At 62.3% G+C, this 16,295-nt stretch carries 17 protein-coding genes, 1 tRNA gene and 1 pseudogene; 3 read left to right on the forward strand and 16 right to left on the reverse strand.

Annotation, left to right across the window (positions count from 1 at the left end):
* Nucleotides 1-19 precede the first annotated feature (19 nt).
* Nucleotides 20-772, reverse strand: a complete 753-nt coding sequence (locus tag ASE00_RS14815) for an SDR family NAD(P)-dependent oxidoreductase (RefSeq protein WP_056381501.1) — start codon at nucleotides 770-772, stop codon at nucleotides 20-22.
* 118 nt (nucleotides 773-890) lie between these two features.
* Between ASE00_RS14815 and ASE00_RS14820 the strand changes: the two genes are divergently transcribed.
* Nucleotides 891-1,724: an SDR family NAD(P)-dependent oxidoreductase gene (locus ASE00_RS14820; RefSeq protein ID WP_056381503.1), complete on the forward strand. Its 834-nt coding sequence runs from the start codon at nucleotides 891-893 to the stop codon at nucleotides 1,722-1,724.
* 95 nt (nucleotides 1,725-1,819) lie between these two features.
* Here the strand turns inward: ASE00_RS14820 and ASE00_RS14825 are convergent, their stop codons facing one another.
* The 4 genes from ASE00_RS14825 to ASE00_RS14835 form a co-directional block, all read right to left on the reverse strand.
* Nucleotides 1,820-4,168 (reverse strand): TonB-dependent receptor, encoded by a 2,349-nt coding sequence (locus tag ASE00_RS14825; protein WP_082594719.1) that lies wholly within the window; start codon nucleotides 4,166-4,168, stop codon nucleotides 1,820-1,822.
* A gap of 172 nt (nucleotides 4,169-4,340) precedes the next feature.
* Nucleotides 4,341-4,649 (reverse strand): hypothetical protein, encoded by a 309-nt coding sequence (locus ASE00_RS23545; RefSeq protein WP_156405436.1) that lies wholly within the window; start codon nucleotides 4,647-4,649, stop codon nucleotides 4,341-4,343.
* Between the two features lie 211 nt (nucleotides 4,650-4,860).
* Nucleotides 4,861-5,898 (reverse strand): NAD-dependent epimerase/dehydratase family protein, encoded by a 1,038-nt coding sequence (locus ASE00_RS14830; RefSeq protein WP_056381509.1) that lies wholly within the window; start codon nucleotides 5,896-5,898, stop codon nucleotides 4,861-4,863.
* Complete coding sequence (locus ASE00_RS14835) at nucleotides 5,895-6,497, reverse strand: TetR/AcrR family transcriptional regulator (RefSeq protein WP_056381511.1); 603 nt, start codon at nucleotides 6,495-6,497, stop codon at nucleotides 5,895-5,897. The genes ASE00_RS14830 and ASE00_RS14835 overlap by 4 nt, the downstream gene beginning before the upstream one ends.
* A gap of 163 nt (nucleotides 6,498-6,660) precedes the next feature.
* On the opposite strand from ASE00_RS14835, the pseudogene ASE00_RS24085 reads away from it, so the two are divergent.
* A pseudogene (locus ASE00_RS24085) lies at nucleotides 6,661-7,157 on the forward strand (DDE-type integrase/transposase/recombinase); the annotation flags it as partial.
* 280 nt (nucleotides 7,158-7,437) lie between these two features.
* Here the strand turns inward: ASE00_RS24085 and ASE00_RS14845 are convergent.
* The 7 genes from ASE00_RS14845 to ASE00_RS14875 all read right to left on the reverse strand — a co-directional run bounded on the left by ASE00_RS14845 (nucleotide 7,438) and on the right by ASE00_RS14875 (nucleotide 13,002).
* A tRNA-Gly gene (locus ASE00_RS14845) sits at nucleotides 7,438-7,511 on the reverse strand.
* A 48-nt stretch (nucleotides 7,512-7,559) separates the two neighbouring features.
* A complete protein-coding gene (locus tag ASE00_RS14850) occupies nucleotides 7,560-7,751 on the reverse strand; it encodes a hypothetical protein (RefSeq protein ID WP_056381516.1) in 192 nt (63 codons plus the stop codon).
* 121 nt (nucleotides 7,752-7,872) lie between these two features.
* Nucleotides 7,873-8,916, reverse strand: coding sequence for a response regulator (locus ASE00_RS14855; RefSeq protein ID WP_056381518.1), 1,044 nt, complete (start codon nucleotides 8,914-8,916; stop codon nucleotides 7,873-7,875).
* Nucleotides 8,916-9,362 carry a response regulator gene (locus ASE00_RS14860; protein ID WP_056381520.1) on the reverse strand — a complete coding sequence of 149 codons (447 nt, stop codon included), beginning with the start codon at nucleotides 9,360-9,362 and terminating at the stop codon, nucleotides 8,916-8,918. The genes ASE00_RS14855 and ASE00_RS14860 overlap by 1 nt, the downstream gene beginning before the upstream one ends.
* Nucleotides 9,363-9,375: 13 nt before the next feature.
* Nucleotides 9,376-10,872, reverse strand: coding sequence for a sensor histidine kinase (locus ASE00_RS14865; RefSeq protein WP_056381523.1), 1,497 nt, complete (start codon nucleotides 10,870-10,872; stop codon nucleotides 9,376-9,378).
* 121 nt (nucleotides 10,873-10,993) lie between these two features.
* Nucleotides 10,994-12,691, reverse strand: coding sequence for a biosynthetic-type acetolactate synthase large subunit (gene ilvB / locus ASE00_RS14870; protein WP_056381749.1), 1,698 nt, complete (start codon nucleotides 12,689-12,691; stop codon nucleotides 10,994-10,996).
* Between the two features lie 29 nt (nucleotides 12,692-12,720).
* Complete coding sequence (locus ASE00_RS14875; RefSeq protein ID WP_056381525.1) at nucleotides 12,721-13,002, reverse strand: hypothetical protein; 282 nt, start codon at nucleotides 13,000-13,002, stop codon at nucleotides 12,721-12,723.
* A gap of 135 nt (nucleotides 13,003-13,137) precedes the next feature.
* On the opposite strand from ASE00_RS14875, the gene ASE00_RS14880 reads away from it, so the two are divergent.
* Nucleotides 13,138-13,605, forward strand: a complete 468-nt coding sequence (locus ASE00_RS14880; protein WP_056381526.1) for an Lrp/AsnC family transcriptional regulator — start codon at nucleotides 13,138-13,140, stop codon at nucleotides 13,603-13,605.
* A 10-nt stretch (nucleotides 13,606-13,615) separates the two neighbouring features.
* Here ASE00_RS14880 and ASE00_RS14885 read toward each other — a convergent pair whose 3' ends face one another.
* The 4 genes from ASE00_RS14885 to ASE00_RS14900 form a co-directional block, all read right to left on the reverse strand.
* Nucleotides 13,616-14,359 (reverse strand): SDR family oxidoreductase, encoded by a 744-nt coding sequence (locus ASE00_RS14885; RefSeq protein ID WP_200957933.1) that lies wholly within the window; start codon nucleotides 14,357-14,359, stop codon nucleotides 13,616-13,618.
* Nucleotides 14,360-14,466: 107 nt separating this feature from the next.
* Nucleotides 14,467-15,309: an S-formylglutathione hydrolase gene (gene fghA / locus ASE00_RS14890; protein WP_056381531.1), complete on the reverse strand. Its 843-nt coding sequence runs from the start codon at nucleotides 15,307-15,309 to the stop codon at nucleotides 14,467-14,469.
* Between the two features lie 63 nt (nucleotides 15,310-15,372).
* The gene (locus ASE00_RS14895; protein ID WP_056381533.1) at nucleotides 15,373-15,771 is read right to left on the reverse strand and encodes a VOC family protein; all 399 of its coding nucleotides are present in this window, start codon (nucleotides 15,769-15,771) and stop codon (nucleotides 15,373-15,375) included.
* Between the two features lie 29 nt (nucleotides 15,772-15,800).
* A partial coding sequence (locus ASE00_RS14900) for a zinc-binding dehydrogenase (protein WP_156405437.1) occupies nucleotides 15,801-16,295 on the reverse strand: 495 nt, incomplete at its 5' end.

A 16,295-nucleotide genomic window follows, 5' to 3' on the forward strand; every position in this document is an offset into this window, starting at 1 on the left:
AATTTCAACTATCGATCCGCTACGAACCCAGCATCATCACGCCGCCGTCCACGGAGAATGTCTGTCCGGTGATGTAATCGGACTCTTCGGAGGCAAGGAAACCAAGCAACGGCGCGATCGCAGTTCCAGGACGCAGGCCGCCGGGCAGATAACCGAGCGATTTCAGCCTGTCGTCGAACGCCGCACGCTGGGCTTCGGGCACGAAGTCCCGCGCGACATCGACCATCGGCGTATGCGCCATGGGAGCAACGGCGTTCACCCGGATATTGTATTTTCCCCAATCCATCGCGACGGCCCGTGTCCAGCCCGCTACGGCGCCTTTGGAAGCGGCATAATGCGCTTCGTTCTTCTGGCCGCGGATTGAGGCTGCGGAGGTAAAATTGATGATCGAGCCGCCATGATCACGCATATGGCGCCATGCTTCCTGATTGGTATGAAATGTGCCCATCACATTGACCTCGAACATGTGCAGCATCTGTTCCGCGGTCAGCTCCTCGGCAATTCCACGGCCATTGAGACCAGCCGGGTGGCACAGAACGTCGAGTCCGCCCATGAAGGCACAGGCTTGGTCGAAAGCCTGACTGACCTGCGCCCGATCACGTATATCAGCAACAAAATGGCGAAGGCTGTCGCCCTCGGATTTTTCCGTCGCCTTGATGTCCATGGCCGCCACCCGGGCACCGGAGGAGACGAAATAATCCACCGCCGCCTCGCCGATGCCGGTCGCGGCGCCCGCCACAATGATCCGCCTGCCAGTCAGATCGACCGCCATAAACCATCCTCTTACCCATTTATGCTCTTTCGCAATAGAGTAATCTCTAGCAAAGTATCAATGGCACCGCAATGCGTTATGCCAGTGAATTATCACTTAAAGAATAATCGGTATTGCCATGCGACATTATGATCTCTTTTCCGGTGGCGTTGCGCTCGTGACGGGAGGAGGCAGCGGCATCGGCGCCGCCCTCGCCGCCGGCCTGGCAAAAAGAGGGTGTGCCGTGGCGGTAACGGACATCGAAGAGAGCGCCGCTCGTACGGTCGCCGCGGAACTCAGGCGGAGCGGCGCGGTCGCACAAGGGTATCGCCTGGATGTTGCCAACGCCGACGAGTGGAACAATGTGGCGACGTGCGTCACCCGGGAACTGGGACCCACTTCGATATTGTGCAGCAATGCAGGCGTCAGTGGTTCGTTCTCTCCGGTGATCGATCTGGAACCCGATCGCCTTCGCTGGCTGCTGGAGGTCAACCTGATCGGAGCCCTTCTGGGCGTGCAACGCATGGTCCCCGAAATGATAGCGCGGGGCCACGGCTCGGTGCTGTTTACCGGGTCCATGGCGGGACTCAGCTCAGCGGCATTGGTTGCCGACTATAGCATGTCCAAACATGGGCTGATTGCGCTCGCCGACTGTCTGCGCCAGGAAACCGCCGACAAGGGCGTCAGGGTAACGGTGCTCTGTCCTGCGGCCGTCAGAACGGCGCTCGGCCGGAACAGCTGCAGACTTGCCGCGCAGGCCCGGCATATCGAGACGGATGATTCCGCAGCTGAAACGCTGAGGGCCAGTCTCACTGCGTCATCGGGCGGCACGATTACCCCGATGCAAGCAGCCGAACGCGGACTGGATGCCTTGAGCCGGCAAGAGTTTCTGGCACTGACTCATCCGCAAGCTACGGATCGGATCCGCGCGAGGACGCGGCTGATCGATATGGCGATCGGGGCAGCGTCCTGAGATCGCGGTAAAGCGCCACAAAGGCCGGAAACGGATACGAGGCACAAAAAAAGGCCCGCGCCATCGCAATGGCGCGGGCCGTGAACCGCAACCGCTCAGAAATTATGCGTGACGGAGATGCCGTAGGTCCGGGGATCACCTACCTTGCCATTCATGAATCCCAACGAGTCAGACAGGTCCAGGATCGAATTGAGATAGCGCTTGTCCGTGAGGTTTTTGCCCCAAATCGCGATTTCGGTATTGTTGCGGATGGTCAGCGCCAGCCGAGCGTTCAGCAGTCCGTAGCTGGGCTGGATGGAGCTCCGTCCCGCCGTGGCCGCCAGATTTACGCCTGCCGCCGTCACCGGCGGTGCCAGATCCGCCGAGCTCTGCCAAGAATAATCGGCCTGGACCAGCAGCTTCCCGAACGACAGCGGAATTGTATAGCGCGGCGACACACCGATCATCCAGTCGGGAGACTGGAGGAAGCGCGTTCCGGACAGGTCGAACGTCTGCGGACCGGCCGGTCCGTTTACCCGGAAATCCTTGTACTTCTGATCGAGGTAGCCGAGATTGCCAGCGATCTCGAAATTCTCGAACGGAGCCAGCGTCAGCTCGACCTCCACGCCGCGTATCCTCGCCTTTGCGGCGTTGATCTGCGCGACCACAGTCTGGGGGACGTTATTAATATCGTTGAACGTCCGGGGGACCGATTTCTGGAGATTGTCGACATCAGTCTGGAAAACCGCCAGATTCAACCGCGCGTGATTGTCCAGGAATTTGGTTTTCAGGCCCAGTTCGTAGTTGATTGCGACCTGAGGCTTATAGGTAACGAATGGAACGTTGGTCGTGCTGCGCTGATTGATGCCGCCAGCAAGGAAGCCACGGGCCACGCGGACATAAGCGAGGGTATTGCGCGCAACATTATAGTCCAGCCCAAAGGTATAGTCGAACGAGTTGAAATCGATCTTGGAGCGCGCGACGCAACCCGGCGTCGTAGCAATGGGAAGGCTGCAAGACGTGACGCCCGTCGCGACAACGGTGGTAAACTGGCTAGTCTTGGCGCGTTTCCATTCCTGCGTGTAACGCAGGCCGACAGTGCCGCGCAGCGCGTCAGTCAGCTTAAGACTGGCTTGCCCATAAACACCGAGACTTTGATCGGTGTGATAGGAAATCAATTCGGCGCGGGATCTCCCTATCGCCTCGTTGAACGCATGATCATTGTTCCAGTGGCGGAAATAGAACACACCCGATGCGAATTCGAGCCGGTGATCCATCAGGTTACCATTCAGCTGGAGTTCCTGAGTGAGGACATGACCGTAGGGCGCCGAATTATTCCAAAGCAGCTGTATCCGCGAACCGTCATAATCCTGAGCCTGCGCTTGCTTATATTTGGTGAACGCGGTGATCGATTTCAGCTGCACGGAATCGCTCAGCTCCAGGGAACCGGTCAGCGAAGTTGCCCATTCCTTGTACGAGGAGCCTACCGGATTGTCGGCATCATAGCATTTGTCCTTGATGTTCGGCGCAGCCGAACCTCCGGCGCAGTTGAGGAAATAATCCGTCACGGCAGTGGCTGTGCCCGGCGCGCCGGGCGTAAGCCCTAATTTACCGGCCGTGACGTTCGCGGCCAAACCGCCGGGAGTGAGATAGACCGGCTGCAGCAGGTTGCCGCCCGATTTGCTCCGGAACCAGTGCGCACGAAGGACGAATTCTGCAGCCCCCGCGCTCGCCTTCAGCTGACCGCGCAGGAAGTGAACATCCGAATCGCCAAGACGAGTGTTGCTCGTGATATCCTTCGCAAAGCCGTCCGATTTGGAACGGGCATAGTTGAGGCGCACCGCGACATCGTCGCTCAACGGAGCGTTGACCATCCCCTGCAGCTCGAAAAGGCCGTAATTGCCTACACCGCTCATCAGGCGCGCCTCCCAGTCGGACGAAGGCTGCTTCGTATTGATTAACAATGCGCCGCCTACGGTGTTGCGTCCGAACAGGGTCCCTTGGGGACCGCGAAGCACTTCGATGCCCGCCAGATCCGGGCCAAGCAGCACCGCGGATCCCAACGGCGTACCCTGATAGACGCCATCGACATAGGTTGCGACTGCCTGCTCGTTGGTCAGTTCGGTGCTGCCCTGCTTGATGCCGCGAATACCGATGGTGAACACGCCGGTTCCCTGTGTGCCACGGTCGAAGTGCACGTTCGGCGTCATGGATTGCAGGTCCGCAATGGAATTGACATTACGGTTTTTCAATTCCTCGGCCGTGACCGCCGTAATTGCAATGGGAACGCTCTGTATGTCCTGTTGCCGGCGCTGGGCTGTAACGATGATCTCGGTCAGTGCGCCGGTTTCCTCCGCCCCTTGGGGCGCAGTCCCAGCATTTACACCGGATTGGGCCTGCGCCTCTATCGGTAAGGTGCAGCATCCGATGAGCAGTGACAGCTTCAGACGGTAATTACCTTTCATCCTCTTTCCCCTCCATGCTTAGCTTATCGCTTATCGGATTGAATACACTCTAATTGCCCGCCCCTGTCAATTGGAATAACTCTATAGCAAAAATCGGAATGTGGCGTCGGATCGTTGGCACCCTGTTCACAAAGGGGTTCACCATATCGGTCCCTTCAAACGCGTGCCATTTTCAGCCGACGCAAGACCAGCGCCTGGGCTCGTCAGTGGTATTAATCCCCACCCGCCCTTGGGCGAAGATTCTCAGCCGCAGAACCTTCCCACCGATGGTCCGGCACGACGCGCCTTGCCGGGAGAGCGCATCGTCGATCTTCGCAAAGCGTCGCGCAAGTGTCTGATTGCGCCCGGCAATAGAGCCGGTACGGCAGTTCATCGCCTGCAAAATGACGGAAAAATTGAGGCCAGTACGGTGCGGCACGCAGGCATACCGATGCTTCAGCGCACCTGCCTCGCGTATTTGACAGCATGTATCGAACGCCACTCGACCACCCACCCCTTTGGGGGTGGATCAGAACTCAGCTCAGGGGCCGGCGAAAATAGTAATATAGCGCGCCCGGAGCGCAGCGTACTCAGGCGTACGTGAGCACTAACGCCATTTGCAGCGTCAGTTGAAGTCGATCTGCGCTAGAAAGGGCAGAGCTCCGCGAGCCTTTCCATCAGGCAGCGACGGGCCGGCCGGCGGAATCCTGCGCTCAGCCGTCCGAGAAACGCGCGAAAGTCTCTCGCAGGTCCGCCATGCCGCTGGCACGATCGACGATCGGCTCATAGCCGAGCTCACGGCGCGCCTTGCCGATGTCGAGCGTGATCTCGACTGCGGACGTGGCGAACGCCTGCATGGTCAACGGGGGGACGATGCGCCCGCGAGATACCTTGCCGGCAAACTGCCCTACGCGCGCAACAAGCTTCACGACAGCACGCGGTACAATCTTGTCGGGAGCGACGATACCTTGCGTTTCGAGCATTTCGGTAACGATCGTCCTGAATGCCGTCGGCTCACCGTCCGTGATAAAATAAATTTCGCCGCCTCGCCCTCGCTGGAATGCCAGATCAATGCCGTGGCAAAGATTGTCTATATGGGTTGACGAGGTCTGATACTGTCCGCCACTGATCCAGGCGAGTTGCCCGGTGCGCGCCATATGGACGAGCATTGGTAGGGCAGTTGTGTCGTCACGCCCCCAAACCATCCGCGGCCGCAGGACAATTACTCGCATCTGCGGACTGTTGAAGGTAAGCGCAGAACGTTCGGCGGCTGCTTTGGTGCGCGAATAGGATCCAGCAGGCCGCTTCGGGTAAGGCTGGGCCTCGCTAGCTTTGACGATCGGATTTCCGTCAGCAAGGACGCTGTCCGAGCTGAGATGAATCGCGGCAGATATCCCGGCAGCGCGGGCAGCCGCAAACACGTTGCGGGTTCCGTCCTCGTTAACCTTTCGCTGCACATCGCCGCCCAGACCGTGATCGGTATCCGCCGCAGCATGGACCAGAGCGTCACAACCCGCCATGACCCTAGCGATCGAGGGATCGAGGATGTCGCCGAGTACAGCCTCTGCGTTGGCTGCGCGGACTACGGCCTCGGCATCAGTTCGACGCACTAGGCCCACGACCTGAACGCCTTTCGCGACGAAATGACGCACGACGTTCCGCCCGACATAGCCGCTGGCTCCCGTCACAAAGACACGCCTGACCGTCGTCGGACGCGTACCGCCGCCCTGAATGAATTGAACATCTGTCATGATTTTCCTCCCTGAGTTCCGCTGATTGTCGCGTCACTCCTAGCGGCGAGGTCTGGGCGAGCGTCGAGGAGCCAGGCAATCTCCTCGATGACCCTGCTGCGTTCGCCCGGCGTGAAATGATGGAAGTCGAGATATTCCAGGAACTTGAGTCCCTCCAGAGCGAGATAGGCGAGCAAGGCGCCACGTGGGGACGAAGATGTCTCGACGATGCGGGCAACCGTCATAGCCTGATGCTTTTGCATCTGCGCGCGGAGGCGCTCATCGAGCATAAGGGCGGCACTCAGATTGAGAGCCGCCGGTCGGAAGGTCTGCGGCGGTGGTTCGCTGGCAACCGCGATCCGCCCCCTAATAGCGACATTCTCACCCTCGATTTTCGCTTCCGCGTTGGCGTGCAGATTAGCGTCCCGGTCGAATGCGCGCTCTATGACCGCCTCTACGACGGCCTGCTTGGTCTTTGTGTCGTAAAGGACGGCTGCCTTGCTGATGCCCGCCTCTTTCGCAACGGCATCGAGCGTGAGGTTAGCAGCTCCATCCCGCACAACGACGCGCTCTGCCGCATCAAGAATCGCATCCCGTTCGATAATCCGCTTGCGACCCATCCATCCACCGATTATTTATAACCGTCTGGTTGGTTATAAATAATCATCACCCATTCCGTCAACCCGTGGACAACGCAGGAATGGCGACAAATCCAGCTTAGATGTGCAGTCCCGGAGTTTGATGGTGCATCATCCACATAGCGATGAAGGGTATGCTATGGGCAATCCCAAGGCCGTGGCCAAATGGCGGGGGCGAAGCGGCACGGCCGGTGTTCGTCCCGGGCCCAAGGGCGCCCTTTCGACGGTATTGAGCATCGAGGATGAAGCAATCATCGTCGCTTCCGAAAGCATATATTCCTGCCGCTGGACGACTGGCTCTGCCCCCTGCAGGCAACGATCCCACACCTGACCAGATCGTCGCCGCATCGCTGCTTCCAGCGTCACGACGTGCGGCTGCCGGAACTGGAAGGCGACAAGCTCAAGCGGAGCGAGTTCAGCTCATATTACATTGGCTACTTCGACATCGACATGGCCGAGGTGCGCACCGAACAGAGCAAACTCTACATGTTCTTAGCAATCGACCGCACCAGCAAATTCGCCTTCGTCGAGCTGCATGAGACTTCAACGACCGCGACATCGCGCGACTTCCTGCTCCGGCTTATCGAAGCGGCATCCTATAGGATCCACACCGTGCTGACCGACAATGACATCCAGTTCACCACGCCTGGCGGTGGTGGTTCAGCGGTTCCGGTGATTAAAGAAGCCATGGCTAATGGCGAGCGCTTCGTCCGACATCCCTCCGCGACGCGGGAATAGAAGCCGCATGATCGCACCTGATTTCACTGGCAGGCGAACTGCTTACCCGGGCCGCTATGTCCCTATGGGCGGGCAGGAAGCGCGGTTATCGTAGATCGGGCATATCAAGCCGCGAGGTATGCCCGGCAAGCACAACCTATTTATACAGGGATATCGATCTATCATATCGATGATAAATGAAATCTGGAGCGGGCGAAGGGAATCGAACCCTCCTAGCTAGCTTGGAAGGCTAGAGCATTACCACTATGCTACGCCCGCTTGCAGAGGCGGTCTGATAGCCGAAAGCGGCGGCTACGTTCAACCGCTTTAATGAACCAGCGAACCCCAGGCAGCAGCGCTGAGCGCCAGGCAGGCGCCCGTGGCCGAGGCGGCCATCAAGCCGCGGCCGGCGAAAGCGAGGATCGGCGTGTCGGGTCGCTGCTCGCGCCGGTTGCGCCCCAAGCTGGTTAGAACGAACATCGCTACAAAACCGTAAAACGCTACGAAAAACGCGAACATCTAAAACCCCCACACACCGCCGCGGCGCAAAAAAACATAGGCCTCAAGAGTCGGTCAACTGCTTTGGGAGCAGACTGTTGATATTGTTCCATGGGGTGCGGTGAAACGTGCCGAAGCACGGTCATTGCGCAGCGAGAAGGACCACATGCACGCCGCGGTTGACGGGTTCATAGTCGATCGAAGCCTTGAGCGTCTGCGCCATGGCAGTGATCAGCTTGGTGCCCAGCCCCGTGCCTTGCGCCGCGCCCGATGCGGGCATGCCGCGTCCGTCGTCCTCGACCCGCAGGCAGAAGCGATCGTCACTCGCGCAACTGAGCACCACGCGCACCTCGCCTCCGCCGTTGGCGGGATAGGCGTATTTGCAGGCATTGGTGACGAGTTCGGTGACGACGATGCCGAGCGCGACGGCCTTGTCGGTCGCCAGCTTGATCGGTTCGGCGGTCAGCCGGATGTCACGCGGGGCTTTCGGGGTCGACCAGGTGTCGCCCAGTTCCTCGACCAGCGAGGCGAGATAATCGGCCATGTCGACCGCCTCGACCGAGGCCGAGGTGTAGAGCCGCTTGTGGACCTGCGCGATCGCGGCGATCCGGCGCTGGGTGTCGTCGAGCGCGGCGCGCGCCGCCTCGTCTTCTTCGCCCAGCGTGCGCGACTGCATGTGGACGAAGGCCGAGACCAGCTGGAGGCTGTTGGCGACGCGATGGTTGACCTCCTGCAACAGCATCTGCAGCCGCTCGTTGCTCTCCCGCAGTTGCGCCTCGGCTTCCTCCTTCTCGCGCCGCAACCGGCCCGTTGCCAGCGCCTGGGCGATCGCCTGACCGAGCAGGTCGAAATAATCCTCGTTGACGGTCTTCACGACATAGTCGATCGCCCCCGCCTTCAGCGCGGCGACCGCCAGTTGGCTCTCGTCCGATCCGGTCACGAAGATCACCGGCGGCGGTTCGGGCAGCGCCTTCAGCGCCGACAGCGTCTGCAACCCGTCCTGCCCCGGCATATAATGGTCGACCGCGACCAGATCGAACGCTTCCGCCGCCGCCATCGCAACGCCTTCGGTTCCGCTGCCTGCGGTCTCGACGCGATAGCCGAGCCGCTTGAGCGCCCGCGCGGTCAACCGGCGCAGGCCCTCGTCATCGTCGATATAAAGGATGGCGGGAGAAGGGTCGGTCATCAGCCCTCTTCGACGTCCGGCACCTGGATCACCGACAGGAACAGGCCGAGCTGGCGGATAGCCGCGGCGAAATTCTCGTAATTGACCGGCTTGGTGATGTAGACGTTGCAACCGAGATCGTAGCAGCGCTGGATTTCCAGCTTGTCGTCGGTGGTGGTGAGCACGACGACCGGCGCGCGGCGCAGCGGGCTGCCCTCGCCCTTGATCTTTGCCAGGATGTCGGTGCCGCTCATGTCGGGCAGGTTGAGGTCGAGCAGGATCAGCGCCGGGCCGTTATGGACCGGCCCGCTCGGATCTTCGTAGAGGAAGTTCAGCGCGGTGGTGCCGTCGAGGAAGTGATGGATGGTGTTCGATATTCCGGCGCGGCGGATATTCTTTTCGATCAGCCGGGCATGACCTTCGTCATCCTCGATCATCACGATGTTCACGGGCTGCTGGGCGTTCATGCCGGGGCCTTTCCTAGGACAAAGCGGCTTTTTCACCGGCGAATTCCGCCGGCAGGTTGAGAGTGAAAGTCGCCCCGGCATCAAGCTCGGAGTCGACGCTGATCGTTCCGCCAAGGCGATAGGCCAGAGCGCGGACGTGCGCGAGTCCGATTCCCTCCCCCGGCTGATCCTGTATGCCCGAACGGCGGAACAGGTCGAAGATGCGCTCATGGTCGCGCTTTTCGATTCCGCGGCCATTGTCGGCGATGTCGATCATAACCCGGCCATGTTCGGCCCGCGCGGAAATCTTTATCTGTCCGGGACGGCCGGGCTTCAGATATTTGATCGCATTCTCGACAAGGTTCGACAGGATCTGCTCGACCGACAGCCGGTCGCTGGTGATCGCGGGCATCTCTGATGCGACCGTCACCGTGATGCCACGCTCGTCAATCTGGTGACGCAGGGCGTCGATCACGCCGTTGGCGAGCTGATCGAGGTCGATCCGTTCGATGCTGATCGTGCGGCGGCCCTGGCGAGACAGGCGCAGGATAGCGTTGATCAACCGGTCCATCTTCTGGGTCGAGCCGCGGATGAAGCCGATCGCCTCGGGCAGATCCTCACGCACGGCAAGACGCGATTCTTCGTCGACCAGCGCAGGTGCCTCGCTCTCGACCCGCGCGATCATCGCGTCGAGCGGTGCGATGGCCGCGTCCAGCTCGGCAGTGAAGCCCATGACGTTGACCAGCGGCGACCGCAGGTCGTGGCTGACAATATAGGCGAAACGCTGAATCTCGTCATTGGCGCGCTGCAGATCGACGGTGCGTTCCGCGACCGCACCTTCGAGGTCCTGATTGAGGGCGCGCAATTGGTCACGCGACGCCTGCAGATCTCCGGTATAGCGCCTGATCACCCAGATCGACCCAACGCCCACCACCGCGAGCAGCACGCCGGCGAGCACGAGCACCCCATAGAAGAGATTTTGCAGGAAGCTGCGCGACGCATCGCGCTCGACCAAAAGGGCGCGCTCTTCGACCAGCATTTCCATCGCCAGCGCCGAAACCTTGCCCGTCAGCTGCTGGCGTTCGCGCTCGGACACCTCCGAGCGCGCGCGGCTGGGGCTCATCGATGCGCGGAACAGCTGATCGAGCGTGCCTGCCATCGCCGACAGCCGTGCGACACGCACCTGCTGGTGCGGATTGTCGGTGGTCAGCGCCGCGACCTTGGCAATGCCGTCGAACAGGCGTTTGGCGGCGTCGGGATATTTTGCGCCGCTGTCCCCCGGCAGGCCGAGCATGAAACCGCGCCGCGCGCTGCGCATCTCCTCTAGCGCGAGGCGTATGCCGGTAACCCCGCGCTCGACCTCATAGGTATGGGTGATGAGGCGGGTCTGCTCATCGCCGCGAAGCATAACCGCTATCGCGGTGATGCCGGCCAGCGACACGGCGGCGAAACCGAGGGTGACGAACAGCAACACCGTCCGGGCGAAGCGACGCTCTGCCTGACGTTCCGGGGTCCACTGCGCCGCGCTCATGGCCGCCTGCGTAACGGTGCTTGCCGAGCCTGCCAAATCATTTCGGGAAATCAGCGGCCTGGGTGCAGGAGAACACATTCCATCTGTGCGTCCAAGCACATTCGGAGCGAAATCCGCCGGATCAGGCCAGCAAAATCTCGTTATGCGCAGCCCCTGCCGGCATCATCGGATAACAGTTGGCGAGCGGCGCGACCCGGCAGTCGACCAGCACCGGGCCGGACGTGTCGATCATTCGCGCGATCCCGGCGTCGAGCTCGTCGGGACGTTCGATGACGAAGCCGTTCCAGCCATAGGCTTCGGCCAGCCGCACGAAATCGGGCAGGACCGTCGACACGCTTTCGGAATAGATGCCGCCATGGTGCAGCTGCTGCCACTGGCGGACCATTCCCATATGACCGTTGTTGAGGATGAACAGCTTGACCGGCAGGCCATATTGGACTGCGGTCGCGAGTTCCTGGATGTTCATCTGCACCGACGCCTCGCCGGCGATATCGATCACCAGGGCATCGGGGAAAGCGATCTGCACCCCGATCGCCGCGGGCAGGCCATAGCCCATCGTGCCCAGCCCGCCCGATGTCAGCCAGCGGTTTGGCGCGTCGAAGCCGAAATGCTGCGCCGCCCACATCTGATGCTGGCCTACCTCGGTGGTGACGATCGGTTCGCGCCCCGCCGTCAGCGCGCTCAGGCGGCTGATCGCATGCTGGGGCAGGATCGCGCCGTCGCCCTGATCATAAGCGAGGCATTGCGCTGCGCGCCACTTGTCGATCTTGCGCCACCATGCGTCATATGCGTCCGGTTCCGCTTCGGGCACCGCGTCGCACAGCGCCTCCAGCACGTCGGCCGCATCGCCGACGATCCCGACGTCGACGGCGACGATCTTGCCGATTTCGCTGGGATCGACGTCGACATGGACCTTCTTCGCGAAGGGCGCGAAATCGGCCACCCGCCCGGTGACGCGATCATCGAAGCGCGCGCCGATGCACAGCATCAGATCGCAACCATGCATGGCGAGATTGGCTTCATAGGTGCCATGCATGCCGGGCATGCCGAGCCATTGCGGGTCGGACGCGGGGAAAGCGCCCAGGCCCATCAGCGTGGACGTCACCGGCAGGCCGGTCCTGTGTGCGAGACGGCGCAGCAGAGCGGCTGCGCGCGGCCCGGCGTTGATCACCCCGCCCCCGCTGTAGATCAGCGGACGCCGCGCTTCGGCCAACAGGGAAACGACCTGCGCGATCGATCTGGCATCGACCGGCGGCACGACCTTTTCGGTCAACGGCGCGATCTCGTCCTCGAACGACTCCGGCAGGGCGGCGAGCGACTGGATGTCCTTGGGCAGGTCGATCAGCACCGGCCCCGGCCGTCCCGCCATCGCGAGGTGAAGGCAGCGGCGCAGCATCGGGCCGAGATCGCCGGGCCTCCGCACGGCGACATTATATTTGGTCGCCGCGCGCGACAGGGCGATGGTGTTCGCTTCCTGGAAACCGTCGGTGCCAAGCAGCGCGCGATTGACCTGCCCGGCGATGCACAGAAGGGGCACCGAATCCATCAAGGCATCGGTCAGCCCGGTGATCGTATTGGTCGCCCCCGGCCCTGACGTGACCAGCGCGACGCCGATCCGGCCGCTGGCGCGGGCATAGCCCTCGGCGGCATGGACCGCCGCCTGCTCATGACGGACGAGGATGTGGCGGATGCGGTCCTGCCGCGCGATCGCCTCATAGAGCGGCAGAACCGCACCACCGGGATAACCGAAGATCGTGTCGACGCCCGCATCGGCAAGCTGGTCGAGCAGATAGGCGGCCCCGCTGGTTTCAGCCGGCACAGCCTGCGCTACAGGCGCGGAAAGCACGGTCACGGCAGCGCGTCCAATGTCGGGGCGTCGGCGCGGCGGACACCAGGAATCTGGCGCATCTTGGCGAGCAGGCGCCCTCCATTATCCCCGGCGGCGGGCAACGATAGCGACACGGTCATCGTCCGGCCTTCGCGGCGAAGATCCATCCGGCGCGGAAAGCGGTCATGCGTCACCAGCAGGTCGAGCAGGCGGCTGGTCACCCCCAGGTCGACATCGGCCTCGATCTCGATGGCGATCGCCGCCGGAACGGCTTCGGCGCGGGGCGCAACGGCGATGGTCATGACTCGGTCCTTCCTATGGCGGAAAGGCAGCGGTCTACAGCATATCGGCCGAAAAATCGTTGCGCAATTCGGGAAAATTGGCGCTCTGGGTATTTAATATTTCTGTTTCTGGTAATTTGTGAGAATATCATTCTCATGAAACTCGATAACTATGAACGCAAGATCCTCGCCATCCTCCAGGAGGATTGCACCCTGTCGGCAGCGGAGGTTGCCGAGCGGGTCGGCCTGTCGACCACGCCCTGCTGGCGGCGCATCCAGCGACTGCGCGAAGCGGGAATCATCGCGCGCCAGGTGGCGCTGGTCGACCGGCGCAAGATCGGCCTCAATGCGCAGGTCTTCGCGCAGGTGAAGCTCAACGCGCATGGCCGCCAGCATCTTGACGAGTTCACCGAGGCGATCCGCAGCTTTCCCGAAGTGCTCGAAGCCTATGTGCTGATGGGGCCGGTCGACTTCCTGCTGCGCGTCGTCGCGGCCGACATCGAGGCCTATGAACGCTTCTTCTTCGACAAGCTGAGCCGGCTGCAGGGCATCCAGGAAATCAACTCGATCGCCGCGCTGTCGGAGGTGAAGGCGACCACGGCGCTGCCGCTGATGGCGGACTGACCCTGGCGCCTCAGCCGCGCCCGATAAGCGGCATCTTCGTGGCCATCACGGTCATGAACTGGACATTTGCCTCGAGCGGCAGCTTCGCCATCATCAGGACGGCGTCGGCGACATGCGCGACATCCATCCTCGGTTCGGGCCGGACGCCGCCATCGGCTTGCGGCACGCCCTTCGCCATCGCCGATGTCATGTCGGTCCCGGCGTTGCCGATGTCGATCTGCCCGCAGGCAATGTCATAGGGGCGCCCGTCTAGCGACAGGCTCTTGGTCAGGCCGGTCACCGCATGTTTGGTCGCGGTGTAGGCAATCGACCGGGGACGCGGCGACTGTGCCGAGATCGACCCGTTGTTGATGATCCGGCCGCCTTGCGGCGATTGCCGCTTCATCAGTCCGAACGCCTCGCGCGCGCAGTAGAAGGCGCCCGACAGGTTGACGCGGACCACCGCCTCCCACGCCGCGTCACCATGCTCGTCGACCTCGCATCGCGGCGCACCCGTCCCGGCATTGTTGAACAGCAGATCGAGCCGGCCGAAGCGCGCCTGCGTCGCGGCAAAGGCGGCGCGGACGGCATCGGGATCGCCGACATCGCAGGCAAGCGGCAGCGCGTCTCCGCCGATGGTCTGGGCCACCGCCTCCAGCCGGTCGAGACGCCGGCCTAGCAGTGCCAACCGATAGCCATTTCCGGCGAGCCGTTCGGCCACGGCGCGGCCGATTCCGCTGCCCGCGCCCGTGACGATGGCGATCGGCGCGCTCACCACGCCGCCCCGGCCACTGCGGTTCCGCCGCTGATCATGTTCGTCATCCTCCCGGCCCGTGCCCGTCCAGGTGCCGGATTAGCAGAGTCGGGAAGATTTCCCATAGCTCAGCCGAGCCGTGCCGCATGCCAGCGCAGATGATCCTCCATGAAGGTTGAGATGAAATAATAGCTATGATCATAACCCGGGTGGATGCGCAGGGTCAGCTCGATCCCCGCGTCGACGCAGGCGCCTGCGAGCAGGCTGGGCTTCAGCTGCGTGGCGAGGAAGCCGTCGGCCTCGCCCTGATCGACGAGCAGTTCCTTCACCCGCGCGCCGTCCTCGATCAACGCGACGGCGTCATGCTTGCGCCATGATGCCCGGTCCTGCCCCAGATAGTTGCCGAGCGCCTTGTGGCCCCACGGCACCTGCCCCGGTGCCACGATCGGGGCGAAGGCCGAGACCGAGCGGAAGCGGTCCGGAAAGGTCAGGCCGATCGTCAATGCGCCATGGCCGCCCATCGAATGCCCGGTGATCGACTGGCGCCCCATGTCTGCGGGGAAATGTTCGGCGATCAGCCCGGGCAGTTCGCCGGTGACATAGCTCCACATCTTGTAATGCCGGGCGAAGGGCTCCTCGGTCGCATCGACATAGAAGCCCGCGCCGAGGCCGAAGTCATAAGCACCCTCGGCGTCATCGGGCACGCCGTCGCCGCGCGGGCTGGTGTCGGGGGCGATGAAGATCAGGCCGAGTTCGGCGCAGACGCGGCGGAACTCGCCCTTCTCGGTGACATTGGCGTGGGTGCAGGTGAGCCCGGACAGATACCAGACCACCGGCAGCTTTGCGCCCGGCGCGTGCGGCGGCACGTAGACCGAGAAGACCATGTCGGTGCCGGTCGCGCTGGACGCATGTTTGTAGACGCCCTGCACGCCGCCAAAGGAGAGATTGCTGGAGACGGTTTCGAGGCTCATATTTTCCCCCAATAGGTAAGGGGCGCGGGCATCGCCCACGCCCCTTTCAGGCTGACGGCGGAATTACTCTGCCGTGAACGTGTAAGTACAGACCTTGTTGCCCGCCGGATCGCGCAGATAGGCGGCATAGGCGCCGGGCAGGTGGCCGCGCGGACCGGCGGCGCCCTCGTCGGTGCCGCCATTGGCGAGGCCCGCGGCGTAGAAGGCGTCGACCTCGGCGGTGGTGGCGGCGGCGAAGCCGATCGTCACGCCGTTGCTCGACGGGGGTTCACCATTGCCGGGTTTGGCGATGACGAACGCCGGCTTGTCACGGCCATAGAGGATCCAGCCATTGCCGAACGGACCCATATTCTTGATGCCGAGCGCGCCGAGCGCGGCGTCGTAGAATTTGGCGGACGCCGCGACGTCTGCGGCGCCGATGAAGACATGCGAGAAAACGCCGTCGCCTGAAATCACTGCCATGATAACTCTCCTGTCTTGGGGGATTGGGATCAGAACACGACGACGGAGCGGATGGATTCGCCGGCGTGCATGAGGTCGAAGCCCTTGTTGATGTCTTCGAGGCCCATGACGTGGGTGATCATCGGGTCGATCTCGATCTTGCCGGTCATATACATGTCGACGATCTTGGGGACGTCGGTGCGGCCCTTGGCGCCGCCGAAGGCGGTGCCGCGCCAGTTCCGGCCGGTGACGAGCTGGAACGGGCGGGTGGCGATCTCCTTGCCCGCTTCCGCCACGCCGATGATGATGCTGGTACCCCAGCCGCGATGGCAGGCTTCCAATGCGGTGCGCATCACCTCGGTGTTGCCGGTCGCGTCGAAAGTATAGTCCGCGCCGCCGTCGGTCATCGCCACGATCTTCGCGACCGTGTCCTCGCGGCTCATCCCCTTGGAGTTCAGGAAGTCGGTCATGCCGAAGCGGCGGCCCCATTCCTCGCGCGCCGGGTTGATGTCGACGCCGATGATCTTGTTGGCGCCAGCAAGCCT

The sequence above is a fragment of the Sphingomonas sp. Root710 genome, assembly GCF_001429065.1.
Lineage (GTDB): Bacteria > Pseudomonadota > Alphaproteobacteria > Sphingomonadales > Sphingomonadaceae > Rhizorhabdus.

Coding starts and splice junctions, on each gene's coding strand:
- ASE00_RS14855 (WP_056381518.1), bottom strand. CDS start 8,916: ATGACCGACCCTTCTCCCGCCATCCTTTATATCGACGATGACGAGGGC.
- ASE00_RS14825 (WP_082594719.1), bottom strand. CDS start 4,168: ATGAAAGGTAATTACCGTCTGAAGCTGTCACTGCTCATCGGATGCTGC.
- ASE00_RS14875 (WP_056381525.1), bottom strand. CDS start 13,002: ATGACCATCGCCGTTGCGCCCCGCGCCGAAGCCGTTCCGGCGGCGATC.
- ASE00_RS14880 (WP_056381526.1), top strand. CDS start 13,138: ATGAAACTCGATAACTATGAACGCAAGATCCTCGCCATCCTCCAGGAG.
- ASE00_RS14895 (WP_056381533.1), bottom strand. CDS start 15,771: ATGGCAGTGATTTCAGGCGACGGCGTTTTCTCGCATGTCTTCATCGGC.
- ASE00_RS14865 (WP_056381523.1), bottom strand. CDS start 10,872: ATGAGCGCGGCGCAGTGGACCCCGGAACGTCAGGCAGAGCGTCGCTTC.
- ASE00_RS14835 (WP_056381511.1), bottom strand. CDS start 6,497: ATGGGTCGCAAGCGGATTATCGAACGGGATGCGATTCTTGATGCGGCA.
- ASE00_RS14850 (WP_056381516.1), bottom strand. CDS start 7,751: ATGTTCGCGTTTTTCGTAGCGTTTTACGGTTTTGTAGCGATGTTCGTT.
- ASE00_RS14830 (WP_056381509.1), bottom strand. CDS start 5,898: ATGACAGATGTTCAATTCATTCAGGGCGGCGGTACGCGTCCGACGACG.
- ASE00_RS14820 (WP_056381503.1), top strand. CDS start 891: ATGCGACATTATGATCTCTTTTCCGGTGGCGTTGCGCTCGTGACGGGA.
- fghA (WP_056381531.1), bottom strand. CDS start 15,309: ATGAGCCTCGAAACCGTCTCCAGCAATCTCTCCTTTGGCGGCGTGCAG.
- ASE00_RS14860 (WP_056381520.1), bottom strand. CDS start 9,362: ATGAACGCCCAGCAGCCCGTGAACATCGTGATGATCGAGGATGACGAA.
- ASE00_RS14815 (WP_056381501.1), bottom strand. CDS start 772: ATGGCGGTCGATCTGACTGGCAGGCGGATCATTGTGGCGGGCGCCGCG.